Raw genomic sequence first — 17,287 nt, 5'->3', positions numbered from 1 at the left:
AAACTCCGACGCATTAAAGTTGGACAGGAGACTAACATTTTGTCGACCCCGGTTGAGAAGACAAATGGCAAAAAGCCCCGCTACCAGATTTTGGCCGAAGATTTGCGCACGGAAATATTGCGCGGCGATTATCTTGATACCAATGATTTTCCAACCGAAAGCGCGTTGTGCACCCGTTACGGGGTGAGCCGCTTCACGGTCCGCGAGGCGCTGCGCGCGCTCCAGAATGAAGGGTTGATCCAGCGCAGGCGCGGTTCCGGCACGGTCATCCAGCCCGCGTCCGCGCGCGGCGGTGCGCTCCACCAGCCGCTCTCCAACGTCGGCGAAATATTGCAATATGCGCGCGACACCAATTATCTGTTCACCGAAATGGGCACCGCGACGCTGCCTAAAAAGATGGCGGTCCATATCGGCAATCCTGCCGAGGGACGCTGGCACCATTTCCGCGGTTTGCGTATCCGCCCCGGTCAGGCCGACCCGATTGCGCTCACCGACGCTTATATCCATCCCGATTTTGCGGACGCCGCGCAGCAGATCAAGCCCAATGAAGACACGATTTTCCGCCAGTTGGAGCGGCTTTCGGGCGAAACCATCACGCGCGTGACGCAGGACATCCAGGCGGTGGCCGCGAGCGGTGCGGTGGCGGCGGAATTGCGGGTGCCGCGCCGCAGCCCGTGCCTGCGCATCCTGCGCTGCTACCTTGACGCCAAGGACCGGATTATCGAAATTTCGGCAAGCTACCATCCCGGCGACCGTTTTGCCTATTCGATGCATATCGAAGTGGACAAATAAAGGAAAAGCCGCGTCCGCCGGAAGAGCCCTACCCGTCCGCTCAACCATCGCCGCCAAGCTCCGGCGCCGCTGCGGGCGTCCAAGGCTGTTCTTGCTTAAAGCGGATCGGCGGCGCGATATGATGCGCGCCATCCTGTTCGACCATCAGCCCGCGCTCGGCAATATGCGGCGCGGCAAAGGCTTCGCGGAAATCGAGGACGGGCGAAAAAGCCACATCCTTATCGGCAAACCAAGCCACCCATTCATCGCGCGTGCGGCTTTTGAACGTATCGCGCAAAAACGCGATAAGCGGCGCTTGCGCTTCGCCCGGTTCCGCGCTCCCCAAAGGAATAAGATCGGGTCGTTCAAGTGCGTTCAACAGATTGGCGACGAATTTCAATTCGCGCCCGCCCAGCACGACATGGCGGCCATCGGCGGTTTCATAAACATTATAGAAAGCCGCGCCACCCAATGACCGTTGGCTCGACGAACGCGGCGGTTCTCCGCCGCCCAGCGCATCGCCGACAATATGCGCGCACCAAGGCAGCATCGCGTCGAACATGGCAATGTCGACATAATCGCCCTTGCCGCTCGCCTGACGCCCGATGAGCGCCATCAATATCGCGGACAGGCCGGTAAGTCCCGCTGCCATATCGGCGGCGGGCACACCCGGCACCACCGGCATCCCGTCCGGCCCGTCATTGACCGACAGGAAGCCCGCCATTGCCTGTGTCGCCATATCATGCGCAGGATGGTGCGCGAGCGCGCCTTCCTGACCAAAGGCCGAAATCGAGCAATAGACAATGGACGGGCGGCGCGCGGCGACCACGTCATAATCAAAGCCGAGCCGCTTGATGACACCGGGACGAAAGCCTTCGATAAACACATCGGCATCGTCGATGAGCGCCCATAAAGCCGCGCGCCCTTCATCGCTTTTAAGGTCGAGCGCAACGCTCTGCTTGCCGCGATTAAGGTTGCGGAACCAGATGGACTGGCCCTGCTCAAACGGCGCCTGATCGCGCGCGGGGTCGCCGTGGAGCGGTTCCACCTTGATGACCTCAGCCCCCTGATCCGCCATCATGACGGACAGCATCGGGCCGGGCAGAAACTGCGACAGATCTACAACCTTGATGCCCGACAGCTTGCCCATGGGTCAGACGACGCCCTTTTCCTTGAACGATGCGATTTCAGCCGCATCGAAACCGGCTTCGGCCAGCACCGTTTCGGTATCCGCGCCGAGCAGCGGGGCCGCGCGGTTGGGAAGGCGTTCGCCATTCATGCGGATGGGATTGGCCAGCACGCGCATTTCCGGACGGTCCGGATGCGATACTGTATCAATCATCCCGGTCGTTTCCAGATAGGGATTATCGAGCGCCTGATCCAAACCGAATACCGGCGACACGGGCATATGGCCTGCAAGCAAGTCCACCCAATGCACAACCGGCTGTGTCGAGAAAATACCGTCCAACAGGTCTGTCAATATGTCGCGGTTGGCGAGTCGGTCAGCGGGCGTCACAAAACGCGCATCGCTCGCCAGTTCCGGATGGCCGATACGCTCCACCAGAATATCCCAGAATTTGGGAAGCTGAGCCATGACGAATACCCAGCCATCGGCAGCGCGGAACATCTGGCTTGGCGTGACTGAAGGATGCGCCGAACGCGCAACACGGGCGGTCACATCGCCTTCATTCATATACCAGACGGCAGGATAGCTCATCTGATGCACAGCAGCCGACAGCAGATCGACATCGACATCGCGACCGATGCCGGTGCGCTGTGCATCGACCAAGGCCCCGAGGAGACCAATGGTCATCATCGTGCCGGTCATGAAATCGACCAGCGACAAGCCCGCACGGGTCGGCGGCGCGTCCGGCTCTCCGGTGAGCGCGAGCCAGCCCGCTTCAGCCTGCATCAGATAATCATAGCCCGGCCAGCGCGCCCGTTCATTGTCGCGGCCATAAGCCGACAGATGCGCGCAGACGACCGCGGGATTGAACTGCGACAATTTTTCATAGGTAAGGCCGATCCGGTCGGGCAAATCGCCGCGCAGATTATTGACCACCGCATCGCTTGTCTTGACGAGACGGTGCAGGATTTCCTGCCCGTCCGCGCTATTCAAATCGAGCGTCAAGGATCGTTTATTGAGGTTGAAGCTCTGGAAATAGAGGCTTTCGCCTTGACGCAAATAATGGGGACCGACGGCCCGGGCGGTATCACCGGCCTTGGGCGGTTCGATCTTGATAACATCGGCCCCCATTTGCGCGAGGAACATGGTGCCGTACGGGCCGGCCCCATATTGCTCGGCAGAAAGAACCCGGAATCCTGCCAGAGGAAGGGTATTGGCGGTCACGCCGGGTTCCTTTTCAGCCACTGCTTTGCAATAATCATGCGCTGCATTTCGTTGGTGCCTTCGCCAATGCACATGAGCAGCGCATCGCGATAATAGCGTTCAATTTCATATTCCTTGGAATAGCTGTAACCGCCGAAAATACGCATCGCTTCTTCGGAGTTACGGACGGCGGCTTCGGATGCGAAAAACTTCGCCATACCCGCTTCCATGTCACAGCGTTCGCCGCGATCATAGGCTTCTGCCGCCTGATTGACGAGCAAGCGGGCCGCTTCCGCGCGCGTTACCATTTCGCCCAGTTTCAACTGGATCGCCTGATGCTGCGCGATGGGCTTGCCCATCGTTTTGCGGATTTGCGCATATTCGGTCGCAAGACGCAGCGATCCTTCGGCAAGGCCGACGCCGCGTGCCGCGACATTGATGCGACCAAGCTCCAGCCCGCCAGTGGCTTGGAAAAAGCCTTCGCCTTCCACACCGCCGATAAGATGGTCCGCCGGGATACGATAATTGTCGAAATTCAATTCGGCACTGTCGATGCCCTTATAGCCCATCTTGTCGAATTTTTTGCCGACCGTAAAACCGTCGCCCTTGGGCGCGATGAAAAAGCTCATGCCCTTGTAACGCGGTTCTGCCTTGGGGTCGGTTTTAACGAGCAGCGCAAAGCAGCTTCCCTGGATGCCGTTGGAAATCCAGGTCTTGGTGCCGTTGATGATATAATCATCGCCGTCGCGCACAGCCGTCGTGCGGATGCCCTGAAGGTCGGTGCCTGCATCGGGTTCGGTCAGCGCCAGCCCGCCGCGAATTTCGCCGCTGGCAAATAAGGGCAGCCATTTTTCCTTCTGCGCTTCGGTGCCGAACCGCTCCACCGCCGCCGCCATGATAAGGTGCGAATTGACGATGCCGGTGAGCGCCATCCAGTAAGAGGAAATGCGTGTGATGATCTTGGAATAGGTGGTCGCGGGCAGGCCCAGACCGCCATATTCCTGACCAATGGTGGCCCCGAACAGCCCCATTTCCTTCATCTGTTCGACCAGTTCGGCGGGCCAGATGTCCTTATGGTCATGGTGCATCACCACCGGACGCACATCGCGTTCAATCCAGCGGTCAATCGTGTCGAGGAACGCGGCTTCGTCCGCCGGATCTATGGTTCGTTGTTCAGCCATGATTTCTGCCTGTTCCTCAATCGTCCACCGGGCCGAAGCCGCGCTTCCAGATCAGCATGGTGCGGTTGAAGGTGCAGACCACTTCGCCATGCTGGTTCTTGCCGATGGTCTTGACCGTCACAATACCCTGTTCCGGACGCGAGCTGGACTCGCGCTTTTCAATGACTTCGCTTTCGGCATAAAGCGTGTCGCCGGGGAACATCGGCTTGGTCATCTTGATATTGTCCCAGCCAAGATTGGCGACGGCCTTTTGGCTGAGGTCCGATACCGACATACCGACCATGAGTGCGACCGTCAGCGGCGAGCAAATGAGCGGTTTTCCGAATTCGGTTTTTTTCGCAAATTCATAATCGAAATGCGCCGGGTGGGTGTTCATCGTGAGCAGCGTGAACCACACATTGTCCGTGTCGGTAATCGTGCGTCCGGGGCGATGTTCGTAAATATGCCCGACGACAAAATCCTCATAGGATCGTCCGAAGGTTTCCCGGAAACGACCGGGGCTGACTTCCATTACACCATCACGCATTTTTGTTGCTCCGCATTGCCAAATTCCTTTGTTCCAAAATTCTTTGATACCGGCGCATGATCGGGGCTTCGAGCATACGGCCTTTGAAACGGACGGCGGCGCCATTGGCCGCCTCGAAAACCTGCTGCGCCTCTTCGGCCTCGGCGATTTCGTCGGGCGTGGGGCGGAAGGCCTGATTGATGGGGTCGATCTGCGCCGGATGGATGGCGGCCTTGCCGGTAAAGCCGATAGCTTTGGCAGCCGCCGCTTCCGCGACGAGCCCTTCGGCATCGTCGAGCGCGATAAACGGCACGTCGATTGCCGGGACACCGGCGCGCGCGCAGGCCATGATGAAAAGACCCCGGGCGGTGCGCAGCGGTTCCCACGCCAGCGCAACGCCCAGTTCTGCAGAAAAGTCACCGCCGCCGAACATCATCGCGGCAACGCCCGGAGCGGACGCAATCGCGCCTGCGGCCTCCAGACCTTTGACGGTTTCGATAAGCGGTACGAGCGGCGGGCATTTATCGCCAAGCACGGCTGTGACAATCCCGATTTCCGCAACGCTTTCGACCATAGGGAGAAAGAGGAGCGGGGGCAGGACCGGCGCATCGGCAAGCGCCAATATATCTTCCAGCCCCGCACGGGTCGCCACGCCATTGATTCGCAGCACCAGCCGCGAATCACCTTCCGCAATGGCATTGAGCGCAGCCTTGCGCGCCATCGCCTTATCGGCGGCGGGCACCGAATCTTCCAGATCAATACAGACGGCATCGGCTGCGCTGTTCAAGGCTTTGGCATAGCGTTCCGGTTTTCCACCCGGAACAAACAGCATCGAAGAAAGGCCTGCGGCCGCGTGCATTTTATTGATCTCCCCTATCGAAGTCCGCCTAAAGTTGTCCGGACAAATTTTTAAGTCAAGCGCAAAATTGCTATCGCGCTCATTCTACGCTCAAAAAGGTTTGACCGAACCGAGGAACGAGGTCGCAATCAGCAGCGCATAAACGAGCATCACCCAGATGCGGGTGCGGTCCATTGTGCGGCGCAGCGGGATTTCGGTTTCATCGCTCGACCCTTCGGCAAGCAATTTGCCAAGCTGGGGACCGACCGGCTTGAACGCCACGTCGATCATGATGGCAGCGACGAAAATCAGCCCGAACAACAGCGCCTTGCTCGCAAGCCAAGTGGGTGCCAGCGGCGCACCTGTCGCGAGCGATTGAATGCCGAGCCACAAATAGCCGACAGTGATGACGCCCTTGAGCCAGAATTCGATTTTGCGGTTGCGTGCAGCGCGCGGCGTCATGTCGTGATTATGCGCGTCCCAGACGAGCCACAGCCATGCAAGACCGGCAATCCATGCGCCCACCATGAGCGCCGCCGGCACGTCCCAATAGCCACCCAATTTAACCACGGAAAGCGACACAGGAACCATCAGCGCCCATGCCGTGCGCGGGGTCATATCGATGAGAACGAGCAGCTTTAATAATGCGATTCGCTGGTCCAGACTATAGACGGTTCGCTTGCGGAAACTCTGTCCGGCAAGGAACACACCAACATCGCCTCCCAGCCATAAGACAAAGAGAAACAAGTGAAAATATACCATCGTCGGATAAGCCAGATCGGCGAGTTGCATTAAATTTCCCTTTCCGCTGTTGAGGCGCTTGACAGACACTTGATTACATGAAAATTTGTCCGGACAAATAAAAAACTGCATCCGCGTGAAAATGCGTGCGGATTTGGAGAAGGACCAAAATTGATGAAGCATCTCCTGCTAAGTGCGAGCAGTGTTCTGGCTTTAGGCGTGATCGCAACGCCGCTCCATGCACAGACAACAGACGCAGATACCCAACCGGTTGCCGAAGAAAGCCAGGGCGGCATTGACGACATTGTTGTGACCGCACAGCGCCGTTCGGAAAGCGTGCAGGATGTTCCGATTGCCATCTCCGCCTTTTCGGGCGACCAGCTTCAAAAACAGGGGGTTGCCAGCACGCTGGAGCTGGGCCGCTTCGTTCCCAACCTTGTGTCGATGAACAATACCGGCATCGGAACCGCCAACGCTTTTTACCTGCGTGGCCTCGGCAATACCGAAACCATCGCGACCTTTGACCCGCCGGTCGGCACCTATGTCGATGATATTTATCTGAGCCGCCAAAATTCCAACAATATCAACCTGTTCGATGTAGAGCGCGTCGAAGTGATGCGCGGACCGCAGGGGACTTTGTTTGGCCGCAACACCACGGGCGGCGCGGTCAACGTCATCCTCAAACAACCCAAGAGCCAGTTCGGCGGCTATGCCGAAATCGGTTATGGCCGGTTCAACAAAAAAGTGGCGCGCGCATCGGTCGATGTGCCTCTGTCCGACAGCTTCGCGATCAAATTGAGCGGCTATTGGCAGGATGATGACGGCTATGCCAAAAACATCACCACCGGCCAGCGCGTCAATGATGATGATGGCTGGGGCGTGCGCTTGGGACTGGGCGGGGAAATGAGCCCGTCGGTGCGCTGGCACGGCTCTTACGCCCATATCGTCGCCAATGGCGAAAATCTGTTGAACAGCCAGTGTAGCCGCGCCGATCCCGATGATTGCAAGGGCCGTTTTGTCAGCACCGGCATCCCGTCGGGCAAGACATCGGCAACCTCGCCCTTCGCGACACTGCCGATCAGCGGACGCAAAAAGACGTTCCTGCTTGGCAACTATACCACGACCGATCTTGTCACCTCCAATTTCGAGGTGGAGGTCGCCGACAAGATGACGCTCAACCTCATCACCGGCTATATCAGTCAGGACCAGCAATATGCGCTGGACTTTTATGACGGCACCAGCGGTCCCGGCCTCGCCAACCCCTCGCCGCCTTATAAGGGCTATGCGCGCGGCGGCTTTTCGATTTTGACCGACGGCCAACACGAACAATTTAGTCAGGAAATCAAGCTTAATGGCAGCTTTGCCGACGGGCTGATCGACTTTGTTGCGGGCGCTTTCTATCTGGTCGAAGAAAATCGCACCGACTTTGCCGATACTTTCACGCTGTCGCCGACCACCACTTTGGTGCTGGCCGACCGCATCTTGCGCAACAAGACCGAAGCCTTGGCCGGTTATGCGCAGATCGACGTCAATGTGACCGATTCGCTCAAGCTGACCGGCGGTATCCGTTACACCTATGAAACCAAGACGCTGGCGGTGCATGACAATCGCGCAAGCTGTAATGACGGCTTTACCGAAGCGACCTGTCTTGAAACCGGCAATCTGGTCGGCAATATCGTGCCCACCAACCCGACCGCACCGGTCGCACGCGTCCCCAACAAGATCAGCGCGAAACTATGGACCCCGCGTTTTGCCATCAATTATGATGTGAACAGGGACATCCTACTGTTTGCCTCCGCAACCCGCGGGTTCAAATCGGGCGGCTGGAATGCGCGCGCTACATCGGTGAACGCCTTCCTTCCCTTTGGCCCGGAAAAAGTGTGGAGCTATGAAGCGGGGATCAAGTCGGACTGGTTCGACCGCCGTTTCCGCGCCAACCTCACCTTCTTCTACACCGAAGTGAGCGATCTCCAGACACCGTCGGCGCTGGTCAGCCCGACCGGTTCCGTGACCTTCATCACCCGTAACTTTGCCGATATGCGCAACAAGGGTGCGGAAGCAGAATTCACGCTGGTGCCGGTCGAAGGGCTCAACCTTTATGCCAATATCGGCTATCAGGACGCAAAATATAAGATCGACCGCGATGCGCCCGAATATGACGAATATGGTATCCAGGCGGTATGGGCGCAGCAGATTGCGTGTCAGAATGCGATTGCCGCAGGCTATGTCCCTGCTGGCCCCAAGGCACCGGCTTGCGGCGCGGGCATTGTCCGCCCCGATGGCAGCATCGCCCACCCGACACGCACGCCCACCTGGACGATTGCCACGGGTGCCAGCTATGAATTGCCGCTGGGAACCAATGGCATGTCGCTGGTCCCGTCGGTCAATGTGAGCTATCGCACCCATCAGGAAACGGCAGCGGCCAACTTCACCATCTATAGCGGGCAGAGCAGCAGCAGTGAGGTAGACGGTCCCTATCCGGGCAACGCATTTGGTGGCGAGATACTCAACGGCTCCTATTCGCCCTCCGCTGTCTTTGTGAACGCCAATCTGGCACTCAACGGCGCGGACAAGAAATGGCAGTTGTCGGTGGCTTGCACGAACTGTTTCAACGAAACAGCCGCCAATACCTCGCTCGTCAATACGCGCTATATCGATGCGCCGATGACGTGGATGGCCCGCGCGCGCTATAATTTTTGATCCGCATCATAAAAGGGCGGCGGCGGGCTTGTTAAAGCTTGCCTCCGCCCGATGCGCGGCCTGATTTAGGCCCGCGCCTTATATGTTTAATGAAGGGAAGATTTTCGCCAATGGCCAGTGCCGCAATAACGGGCGACCGTTCCGAATTTAAAATGGGCGGCAAGCCGCTTGCCGCTGCGCTGATCGGCGTGGCGTGCGGGGCGTCCCCGCTTCCGTTCAATGTCCTGCCGCTGGTCATGGGTCCGATCCATAAGGAGTTCGGATGGGATTTCGCCGCGATCAGTTCGGGCGTTACCGTATTCGGCATTATCGCGGCCCTGTTCGCACCGCTCTTTGGTGGCCTGTCCGACCGTTATGGCGTGCGGCCAGTCGTCTTATGGTCGCTCTTCCTGTTCGGCCTTGTGTTCGGGGCCTTTTTCTTCGTGCCGTCCACCTATGGCGGCTATCTTGTTTTCTGGGCGATATTGGGCGCTATCGGTATCGGATCGACGCCGGTGACATGGAGCCGCGCGATCAGCTTATGGTTTAACCGCCATCGCGGGCTGGCGCTCGGCATCATGTTGTTGGGGACCAGCCTTGCGGCTATGGTCGTGCCGCAAATCGCGCAAAAGGCGATTGCGAGCGGTGGATGGCGCATGGCGTTTCCGGTCGTGGCGCTTTTGCCCCTGTGCGTTGCGCTCCCGCTCGCCTGGCTATGGTTCCGCGAGCCGCGCCCCGAAGAACGGCCCGCCGGGGTTTCCGATGAAAGCGGCATGATTGTCGGCTTCACATTGAGCGAAGCGTTGAAAAGCTATCGCTTCTGGATCCTGCTTGTGTCGATTTTGCTCACCGCTTTTGCCTATGGCGGCGCGCATATCCATATTGCGCAAATTGTCGGCCTTCACGGCTTTTCCGCAGAAGTCGGCGCAAGTGTGCTGGGCGTGGTTGCCATCGGCATCCTTGTCGGCCGCTTGCTCGTCGGTTTCCTGTTCGACCGTTTCTGGGCGCCGGGGATAGCCTTCCCTGCCCTCCTCCTTCCGGCCATTGCCTGCTGGTTGCTGATGGGCACCGAAGCGACGATGAGCCATGTCATTATCGGCGGCTTCCTGCTCGGCTTTGCGGCTGGCACCGAATCCGATGTCATCGCATTCCTTGCCGCTAAATATTTCGGCATGGCCTTTTATGGCCGCATCTACGGCGTCCTTTATATGCCCTTTGCCATCGGCTCTGCGGTATCGCCGATTATCTATGGCCTCGTGCGCGACCGCACGGGTAGCTATGACCTTATCCTGATGGTCGCCATCGGCATGTTTGCAGTGGGCGGCGCATTGCTGCTGCTGCTCGGCCGTTACCCCGACCTCGACGCCAAGCCCGCAGGAGCTGCATGACATGACTGTAGAAACAAGCACAAAACCGGGCGCGCTCGACGCCCTCACCGCCGCAGTCGGCCCCGATGCGCTCATCACCGACGCGAACGAGCTGCGCTATTATTCGCAAGATGTGTTCAGCAATGGCCCGCTCGCGCTCGCCATTTTCCGCCCGACCGATACGCAAATGCTTGCGCGCGGTGTGGCGGCAGCGACCGCACAGGGCATTGCCATCGTCCCGCGTGGCGGGGGCATGAGCTATACCGGCGGCTATCTTGCACCCGAAGCCGGGGCTTTGCTGATTGATACCGGCGCGATGAACCGCATCATCCATCTTGATGAAGAGGATATGACGGTCACGGTCGAGGCCGGATGCAGTTGGGACAAGTTGCAACGCTTCCTCCATCCCAAGGGCCTGCGCGCGTTGGCGTGGGGCACATTGTCCGGCATCAACGCGACCGTCGGCGGTGGTATGAGCCAGAATGGTGTATTCTGGGGCGCATCGGGCGGCACAGTGGTGGATGCGGCCTTAAGCTTTGAAGTCGTGCTGGCCGATGGCAGCATCGCTTCCACCGGCAGCCAATTCTTCCGCCCGTTCGGCCCCGACATTACCGGCATATTCGCCGCCGATTGCGGCGCGCTCGGCGTCAAGGCGACGATTACGTTGAAGCTGGTGCGCGAAGGCACTGCCTTTGCTTATGGCAGCTTCTCCTTCCCCGATGCCGCCGCTTTCTTTGCCGCGATGAGCGAAGTTGCGCGCGAGGGACTGGCGTCGGAAAGCTTCGGCTTTGACCCTTATTTGCAAGCGCAGCGCATGAAGCGCGACAGCCTCACCAAAGATGCCAAGTCGCTCGTCAATATGATGAAGGCGCAAGGATCGGTGTTCAAAGCGTTGAAGGAAGGCGCAAAGGTCGTCGCCGCCGGACGCAGTTTTCTTGATGACGTCCCCTTCTCGCTCCACCTCGTTGCCGAAGGGCGGCACCAGAGCGCGGTCGATGCCGATATGAAGCTGGTCGAGGCGATTGCAACCAAACATGGCGGCAAGGCCATTGAAAATACGATTCCCAAAATCCTGCGCGCCAACCCCTTCCCGCCGGTCAATTCTATGGTCGGGCCGGATGGCGAACGCTGGGTGCCGGTCCACGGCTTCCTGCCGCACAGTCGGCTTGTTGAAGGATGGAACCGCATCCAGCAATTATTCGCGGACAACCGGACCGAAATGGATGAACTGGGCGTAGCCGCAGGCGCGATGCTCGCGGCAGTCAGCCGCTCCACCTGCCTTATCGAGCCGGTCTTTTTCTGGCCCGACGCACTGGAGGAAATCCATTGCCGGTCGCTCGAAGCCGACCATCTCGCCAAGCTCAACCGCTTCCCGCCCAATGCCGCATCGCGCGCCTTGGTCGATAAGCTACGCGCTGGCATTATCCGGATCTTCCGCGAACTGGACGCCACCCATTTGCAGGTCGCGCGCGCCTATCCGCTCGAAGAAGCGAGCGATCCCCATGCCTGGGCCATCCTTAAAGCCGTCAAGCAGACGGTCGATCCCAAGGGATTGATGAACCCCGGCAGCTTGGGATTATAAGACGATGGACGCGCCCAAGCCTTATTCCGCCCTTGCGCTGCAAATCGCCGCCCGTTCGGTCGAGCGTCAGCCCGACCGTGCTGCGGCGAGCGCGCAAATGCTCGCGCAGATCGAAGAGATTGGCACCAAGATGCGCGCCTCTTCGGTGTTCATCCAGCAATATTCGGGGACGGCGACACGGCTTGTCGTCTTGCCCGAATATTTCCTGACCAGCTATCCGGGGCGCATTTCCATCCCCGATTTTGCCGAAAAGGCCGCGCTCGATATGGACGGTCCGGAATATGAGGCATTGGGCAAAATCGCGCAGGCGCAAAATCTTTACCTGTCGGGCAATGCCTATGAGCGTGACCCGCATTTCCCCGGCATCTATTTCCAGACCAGCTTTGTGATTGCGCCATCGGGCGATGTGGTGTTGCGCTATCGCCGGCTCAATTCGATGTTCGCGCCGACCCCGCATGATGTGTGGTCCAAATATCTCGATATTTACGGCCTCGACGGGGTGTTCCCAGTTGCGAAAACCGAGATCGGCAATCTGGCGGCCATCGCATCGGAGGAAATTCTCTATCCCGAAATCGCGCGCGCCCATGCGTTGCGCGGGGCGGAAATTTTCTGCCACTCCTCCTCGGAAATCGGCTCCCCGCTCGCGACCCCCAAGCAAATCGCCAAAGTCGCGCGCGCTTTTGAAAATATCGCTTATGTCGTTTCGGCCAATACCGCAGGGATTGAAGGCACCGCGATGCCGGTCGCATCGGCGGACGGCAATTCGATTGTCATCGACTATAAGGGCAAGGCGCTTGCCGAATCGAGCCCCGGCGAAACCTTTACCGCTTTTGCCGATATCGACATTGCCGCCTTGCGCGCCGCGCGCCGCAAAAACGGCATGACCAATTTCCTGAGCCGCCAGCGCCTTGCTCTGTTCGCGCCGGTCTATGGTGCCGACACGCACCAGCCCGCCGATAGCCTGATGCGCGATGGCGAGGTCACAACCCCCGACCGCGACCATTTCGTGCGCGTGCAGGAACAGATTATCGACCGTTTATCGAAGGAAGGACTGATATGAAACAGGACGTACCCCCGCCTTATACAGCGGTTGCGCGTCATGCGGTATTTCCCGAACCCACGCATGATGAAGCCGCGCGCTATAATTTCCTCACCGCGCTCAACAAATATCTGTCGGGCAGCATCGGGCCGGGCAATAAAATTGCCTATGACACACGCGTACTGCCTAAGTTCAAGGAAACGCATGGCCGCGAGCCCAAGGACCGGTTTGAAATCCGCGATGCGATGAACGAGGATGACTGGCACCGTTACTGGTCGGCACTGAAGCGCAATTCGATGGAAATGCGCCAGCAGAACGGCCGTTCCATTGCCCTGCGCCAGATTGACGAGCTATCCGCTAAGGTGCGCCAGTTCAACGAAGGCCGCGACACGTTGCAGCTCGATCCCGATCTGGTCATCCCCCATTATATGCAGACCACCGACATCCATTGTATGCCGGGCAATTATCAGGGCGAAGAACGGCCCGGCGATATGTCGGCAGGCGCGAATTATGACAGCGGCCTGTTTGCGACCACCGGCGGCGGGCTTGGCGCGCTGTCCGATGGCGGCGGTCAGGCATTGGTCGAATGGATCAGGAAAGAACGCCCCGACTGGCAGCCAAAACGTATCCTCGATTTGGGCTGCACGGTCGGACATAATATCGTGCCCTTGGCGCTCGCTTTTCCGGACGCGGAGGTTATCGCGATTGATACCGGCGCGGCGATCCTGCGCTATGCCCATGCCCGCGCGCAGGCCTTGGGCGCCAAAAACCTCACCTTCATGCAAATGAATGCGGAGGATTTGAGCCGCTTTCCCGATGGCTATTTCGATTGGGTGCAGACCACCATGTTCCTGCATGAATTGTCGGGCAAGGCACTGCCGAAAATCATCGACGAAGCGACCCGCGTATTAGCGCCCGGCGGGCTGATGTTCCATCTGGAACAGCCGCAATATACCGACGATATGCCGCTTTATGAACAGTTCATCCGCGATTGGGATGCGTTCAACAATAATGAGCCATATTGGTCGGCGATGCACGCGCTGGATTTGAAGCAGGTGATGGAGGAAGCAGGTTTCCCGCGCGATAGCCAGTTTACCGCGCGCGTCCTCGCCGTGGTTGACCGCACCATCTTCCCCGCCTCCCCCGACGGCGCTGCCGAAGATCATGGCCGGGCAGCGGCGTGGAATGCTTATGGGGCGTGGAAGCCTGCTGCGTGAATATGCCCCCCATCCTCCATTCGCCTCGAGCATAGTCGAGAGGCGGATACCCCAGCACTAATGTGTCTCGGCTTCGCTCGACACGAACGGAATGGGGACGAATTGAGAAGAATGAGTATCGCAATGACTGACGATAATATTGACTGGATTGCCCGCGCCGGAACCCGCGCCAAGGGCAAGCGCCCCGATACGCTCAAGGATTATAATGCCGAACGCACACTATCCGTTTTGATGGCGGTCGCGGCGGAAGTGGCTGTGGTCAAGGAGCGGCTCGACACGGTTGAACGCCTGCTTGACGCCAAGGGCAGCATCAGCCGTGCCGACATTGACGCCTATGAAGCGACCGGCGAGGCCGCTTATGAACGCGCGGTCGCGACCAAGGAATATGTCGCGCGCATCATGCGGGGGATGCAGCAGGAAATGGAAGCCATGCAAGCCGCCCCCGAACCCAGCATGGCCGAACTCAGCGCGAAATTGCGCGAAAGCTAAAGGCCGCGTTAAAATAACCCGCTAGTCCTGAGCCTGTCGAAGGACGGGGTGCAATAGTGCCAAGCGCCCTTCGACAGGCTCAGGGCTAGCGGTGAATTCATCGGGCAAACCATAGAGAAAACGGATCGAGAGGAACCATCATGCAGCACCGGACTATCACAGGGCGTATCCGCTACACCTCCAAAAAGCCGGAAATGCTGGACCAGGAACGCGGGCATGAATGGTTTACCTTCACCCATCATAGCGACGGTTCCACCATCTTTCGCGCGCGCTGCGAAATTGCAGAACCGGAACCCAAGGTGCTGCGCGACATCATCTATACGCTCGACAGCGAAGGCCGTCCGCAAGATTTGCATGTCCATCTGACGGTCGATGACAAGATGATGGGATCAGGCTGGATGCACCATGTTCCCGGCCCGGATGGCGGGAAAAGTGGCGGCGTTATCGAGTGCGAAAGCTTTGGGCCGTCCATCGGGCGTATCTCGCAGAAAATGCCGTATAGCGGAGCGATTGACGGTTTTGGCACCCATCCGATTGCAGGCGATGGCTATACCACGCGCGTGATGGATGTAGGGAAAGGCCCGCACCGCCGCAATGTGCGTATGTATCTCCCCTCCCCCGACCATCGCGGGGCCACCCCACCGCTGGTTTCGGAGGTGAATATAGGCCTTGAATATGTCGGCGAAGAAACGGTCACGGTCGAAGCCGGAACCTTCGATTGCCGCCATTACCGCTTTGTCGATGATGAAGGCTCCGGCATGGGCGGCGTGCCTCATCCCCATTATGATATGTGGGTGACGGCGGACGCGGACTCCATTTTCGTGCAAGGCGGGGTCGGCGGCTATATGCAAACCTGGTACGAGTTGGTCGAGCTGGAGCGTTAAACGCCCCGCACCACCACATAAATTCCGGCCCCGATCACTACCAATGCGAATAAGCGGTCGAGCAGGTTTTTGTGGGCGGACAGCTTGCGGCCTGCGAGGATGCCGAGCATTGACCCCGCTGCCCCGCCCGCAATCAAAAGGCCGGTGAGCGGCCAATCGACATAGCCGGACAGCGCATAGGAGGCAGCGGTGGTGAACCCCAGTGCGGCCACTACGACAAGCGAGGTTCCGACCGCATAACGCAGCGGCATATGGGTCGCGGCCATAAGCGCCGGCACGATGAGGAAGCCGCCGCCGATACCGAAAAAGCCTGCCGCCATCCCCACGCCCAATCCTGCCGGAAGGAGGCGCGGGAGCAGGATGGCGGCACTATCGCGGGTGAGCCGCACATCGGGATCGGGCGCGCTTTTGCGTGGGCGGAACATCATCACGCCTACGCCGATCATCAAAAGGCCGAACAGCAAAAGCAGCCGCGCGCCGTCAAATGCCTTGCCGATTTCCGCGCCCATTGCCGCGCCAACCATGCCTGCGCCTGCAAAGGCCAAGGCGCAGCGCCATTTGACCGTGCCGCCGCGCGCATGGCCGCCGACCCCGATCAGCGCATTGGCCGCAACCGCAACCGCTGCGGTGCCGATCGCGGCCTGTGTTGACTCTACCCCGACGACATAGACGAGCAGCGGCACGGCGAGGATGGAACCGCCCCCGCCGACCAGCCCTAAAATAATGCCGATCACGCCGCCCGCAGCAAGCGCGAGCAGGATGGTTTCGGGTGCCATATTTCTATGCCTTCAGTTTATACTTTTATCCGAGCGCCGGACGGTTCCACGGCATGACGCGCAGCAGGCGGGCCAGACCGCACCAGCCGGTCGCGCCCGCCATCATCAAACCTGCGCCGACAAAGGCGGACAGGCCGAAAAAGGCCGGGGCGACAAGGAAACCGAGTATAACACCGGTTACAATCAACGCACCCGCTAACAACTGCACCTGCCGCATGATTTCCAGCGGCTGGCTCTTGTCATGTGCGACCGGCAAGCCTTCTTTGGCCCAGGCATCAAGCCCGCCTTCGATAATATAACAAGGCGCATCGCCACTTGCTTGGGCAAGCCGCGTGGCATTGCCTTGGGTGCGCGCGCCCGAACGGCAATGGAATAAAATCTGGCGGTCACCGGTCTCCAGCCCGTCCAGCTTGGCGAGCGGAATGTTTAGCGCGCCCGGAATATGCGTGCGCGCAAATTCGTCGCTGTCGCGAATATCGACCAGTAACGCGCCATCGCGGATCATGCGTTCGGCGTCGCGTGCGGTAATGGATGTCGTCATGGCTTAAACGTCCTTGCAGTAAAGTTGGTAAAGGGTGGCGAGCAAGGCTTCGGTGCGCGGATCGGCGATGCGATACCAGAGGGTCTGGCTCTCCCGACGATAGGCAACAAGCCCCTCGTCGCGCATTTTAGCCAGATGTTGTGACAGCGCCGATTGCGACAATCCCACGCCGTCCGCCAAATCGCCCACGGTCATTTCACCCTGTTCGACAAGCTTGCACAGCATCATCAACCGGCGGCCATTGCCGATTGCCTTCAAAAGCTGTGCAACTTCCGCAGCTTTTTCGGTGAACAGGGCCAAATCCATCGGCGGCTTCATGCTTGCTTCCTTTACATTAGATATTGCTAA

At 59.1% G+C, this 17,287-nt stretch carries 17 protein-coding genes; 8 read left to right on the top strand and 9 right to left on the bottom strand.

Annotation, left to right across the window (positions count from 1 at the left end):
• The first annotated feature begins 39 nt into the window (after positions 1 to 39).
• Complete coding sequence (locus tag DMP17_RS13410) at positions 40 to 792, top strand: GntR family transcriptional regulator (protein ID WP_337829578.1); 753 nt, start codon at positions 40 to 42, stop codon at positions 790 to 792.
• A gap of 40 nt (positions 793 to 832) precedes the next feature.
• On the opposite strand, the gene DMP17_RS13405 is transcribed toward DMP17_RS13410, so the two are convergent.
• The 6 genes from DMP17_RS13405 to DMP17_RS13380 all read right to left on the bottom strand — a co-directional run bounded on the left by DMP17_RS13405 (position 833) and on the right by DMP17_RS13380 (position 6,497).
• Entirely contained in the window at positions 833 to 1,921 is a 1,089-nt protein-coding gene (locus DMP17_RS13405) for a CaiB/BaiF CoA transferase family protein (protein WP_337829577.1), read from the bottom strand.
• A gap of 3 nt (positions 1,922 to 1,924) precedes the next feature.
• The gene (locus DMP17_RS13400) at positions 1,925 to 3,121 is read right to left on the bottom strand and encodes a CaiB/BaiF CoA transferase family protein (RefSeq protein ID WP_337829576.1); all 1,197 of its coding nucleotides are present in this window, start codon (positions 3,119 to 3,121) and stop codon (positions 1,925 to 1,927) included.
• Positions 3,118 to 4,281: an acyl-CoA dehydrogenase family protein gene (locus DMP17_RS13395; protein ID WP_337829575.1), complete on the bottom strand. Its 1,164-nt coding sequence runs from the start codon at positions 4,279 to 4,281 to the stop codon at positions 3,118 to 3,120. Before DMP17_RS13395 ends, DMP17_RS13400 begins: the two co-directional genes overlap by 4 nt.
• A 16-nt stretch (positions 4,282 to 4,297) precedes the next feature.
• Positions 4,298 to 4,807: a MaoC family dehydratase gene (locus DMP17_RS13390; protein WP_337829574.1), complete on the bottom strand. Its 510-nt coding sequence runs from the start codon at positions 4,805 to 4,807 to the stop codon at positions 4,298 to 4,300.
• Positions 4,800 to 5,645, bottom strand: a complete 846-nt coding sequence (locus DMP17_RS13385) for an HpcH/HpaI aldolase/citrate lyase family protein (protein WP_337829573.1) — start codon at positions 5,643 to 5,645, stop codon at positions 4,800 to 4,802. The genes DMP17_RS13390 and DMP17_RS13385 overlap by 8 nt, the downstream gene beginning before the upstream one ends.
• A gap of 90 nt (positions 5,646 to 5,735) precedes the next feature.
• Positions 5,736 to 6,497, bottom strand: a complete 762-nt coding sequence (locus DMP17_RS13380) for a hypothetical protein (protein ID WP_337829572.1) — start codon at positions 6,495 to 6,497, stop codon at positions 5,736 to 5,738.
• Between the two features lie 42 nt (positions 6,498 to 6,539).
• Here DMP17_RS13380 and DMP17_RS13375 point away from each other — a divergent pair, with 42 nt between their 5' ends.
• The 7 genes from DMP17_RS13375 (at position 6,540) to DMP17_RS13345 (ending at position 15,622) form a co-directional block, all read left to right on the top strand.
• Positions 6,540 to 9,065: a TonB-dependent receptor gene (locus DMP17_RS13375; RefSeq protein ID WP_337829571.1), complete on the top strand. Its 2,526-nt coding sequence runs from the start codon at positions 6,540 to 6,542 to the stop codon at positions 9,063 to 9,065.
• Positions 9,066 to 9,175: 110 nt separating this feature from the next.
• The gene (locus tag DMP17_RS13370) at positions 9,176 to 10,432 is read left to right on the top strand and encodes an MFS transporter (RefSeq protein ID WP_337829570.1); all 1,257 of its coding nucleotides are present in this window, start codon (positions 9,176 to 9,178) and stop codon (positions 10,430 to 10,432) included.
• A 1-nt stretch (position 10,433) separates the two neighbouring features.
• Entirely contained in the window at positions 10,434 to 11,993 is a 1,560-nt protein-coding gene (locus DMP17_RS13365; protein WP_337829569.1) for an FAD-binding oxidoreductase, read from the top strand.
• A gap of 4 nt (positions 11,994 to 11,997) precedes the next feature.
• The gene (locus DMP17_RS13360) at positions 11,998 to 13,053 is read left to right on the top strand and encodes a nitrilase-related carbon-nitrogen hydrolase (RefSeq protein WP_337829568.1); all 1,056 of its coding nucleotides are present in this window, start codon (positions 11,998 to 12,000) and stop codon (positions 13,051 to 13,053) included.
• On the top strand, positions 13,050 to 14,249 hold the full coding sequence (locus tag DMP17_RS13355) for a class I SAM-dependent methyltransferase (protein WP_337829567.1): 1,200 nt from the start codon (positions 13,050 to 13,052) through the stop codon (positions 14,247 to 14,249). The genes DMP17_RS13360 and DMP17_RS13355 overlap by 4 nt, the downstream gene beginning before the upstream one ends.
• 123 nt (positions 14,250 to 14,372) lie before the next feature.
• The gene (locus DMP17_RS13350) at positions 14,373 to 14,738 is read left to right on the top strand and encodes a hypothetical protein (RefSeq protein ID WP_337829566.1); all 366 of its coding nucleotides are present in this window, start codon (positions 14,373 to 14,375) and stop codon (positions 14,736 to 14,738) included.
• 140 nt (positions 14,739 to 14,878) lie between these two features.
• Positions 14,879 to 15,622, top strand: a complete 744-nt coding sequence (locus DMP17_RS13345; RefSeq protein ID WP_337829565.1) for a hypothetical protein — start codon at positions 14,879 to 14,881, stop codon at positions 15,620 to 15,622.
• Here DMP17_RS13345 and DMP17_RS13340 read toward each other — a convergent pair.
• Genes DMP17_RS13340 through DMP17_RS13330 form a run of 3 tightly spaced genes read right to left on the bottom strand, consistent with a single transcriptional unit; the run spans position 15,619 to position 17,257 of the window.
• Positions 15,619 to 16,398: a sulfite exporter TauE/SafE family protein gene (locus tag DMP17_RS13340; protein ID WP_337829564.1), complete on the bottom strand. Its 780-nt coding sequence runs from the start codon at positions 16,396 to 16,398 to the stop codon at positions 15,619 to 15,621. The two genes, DMP17_RS13345 and DMP17_RS13340, sit on opposite strands and share 4 nt — an antisense overlap.
• A 25-nt stretch (positions 16,399 to 16,423) precedes the next feature.
• The gene (locus tag DMP17_RS13335; protein WP_337829563.1) at positions 16,424 to 16,939 is read right to left on the bottom strand and encodes a rhodanese family protein; all 516 of its coding nucleotides are present in this window, start codon (positions 16,937 to 16,939) and stop codon (positions 16,424 to 16,426) included.
• Between the two features lie 3 nt (positions 16,940 to 16,942).
• Positions 16,943 to 17,257 (bottom strand): ArsR/SmtB family transcription factor, encoded by a 315-nt coding sequence (locus tag DMP17_RS13330; protein ID WP_337829562.1) that lies wholly within the window; start codon positions 17,255 to 17,257, stop codon positions 16,943 to 16,945.
• Positions 17,258 to 17,287: the final 30 nt, after the last annotated feature.

The organism is Pseudonocardia sp. TMWB2A (assembly GCF_017312135.1).
Note: the sequence above shows the minus strand (reverse complement) of the source record. Positions and strands in the feature narration are given on the sequence as shown.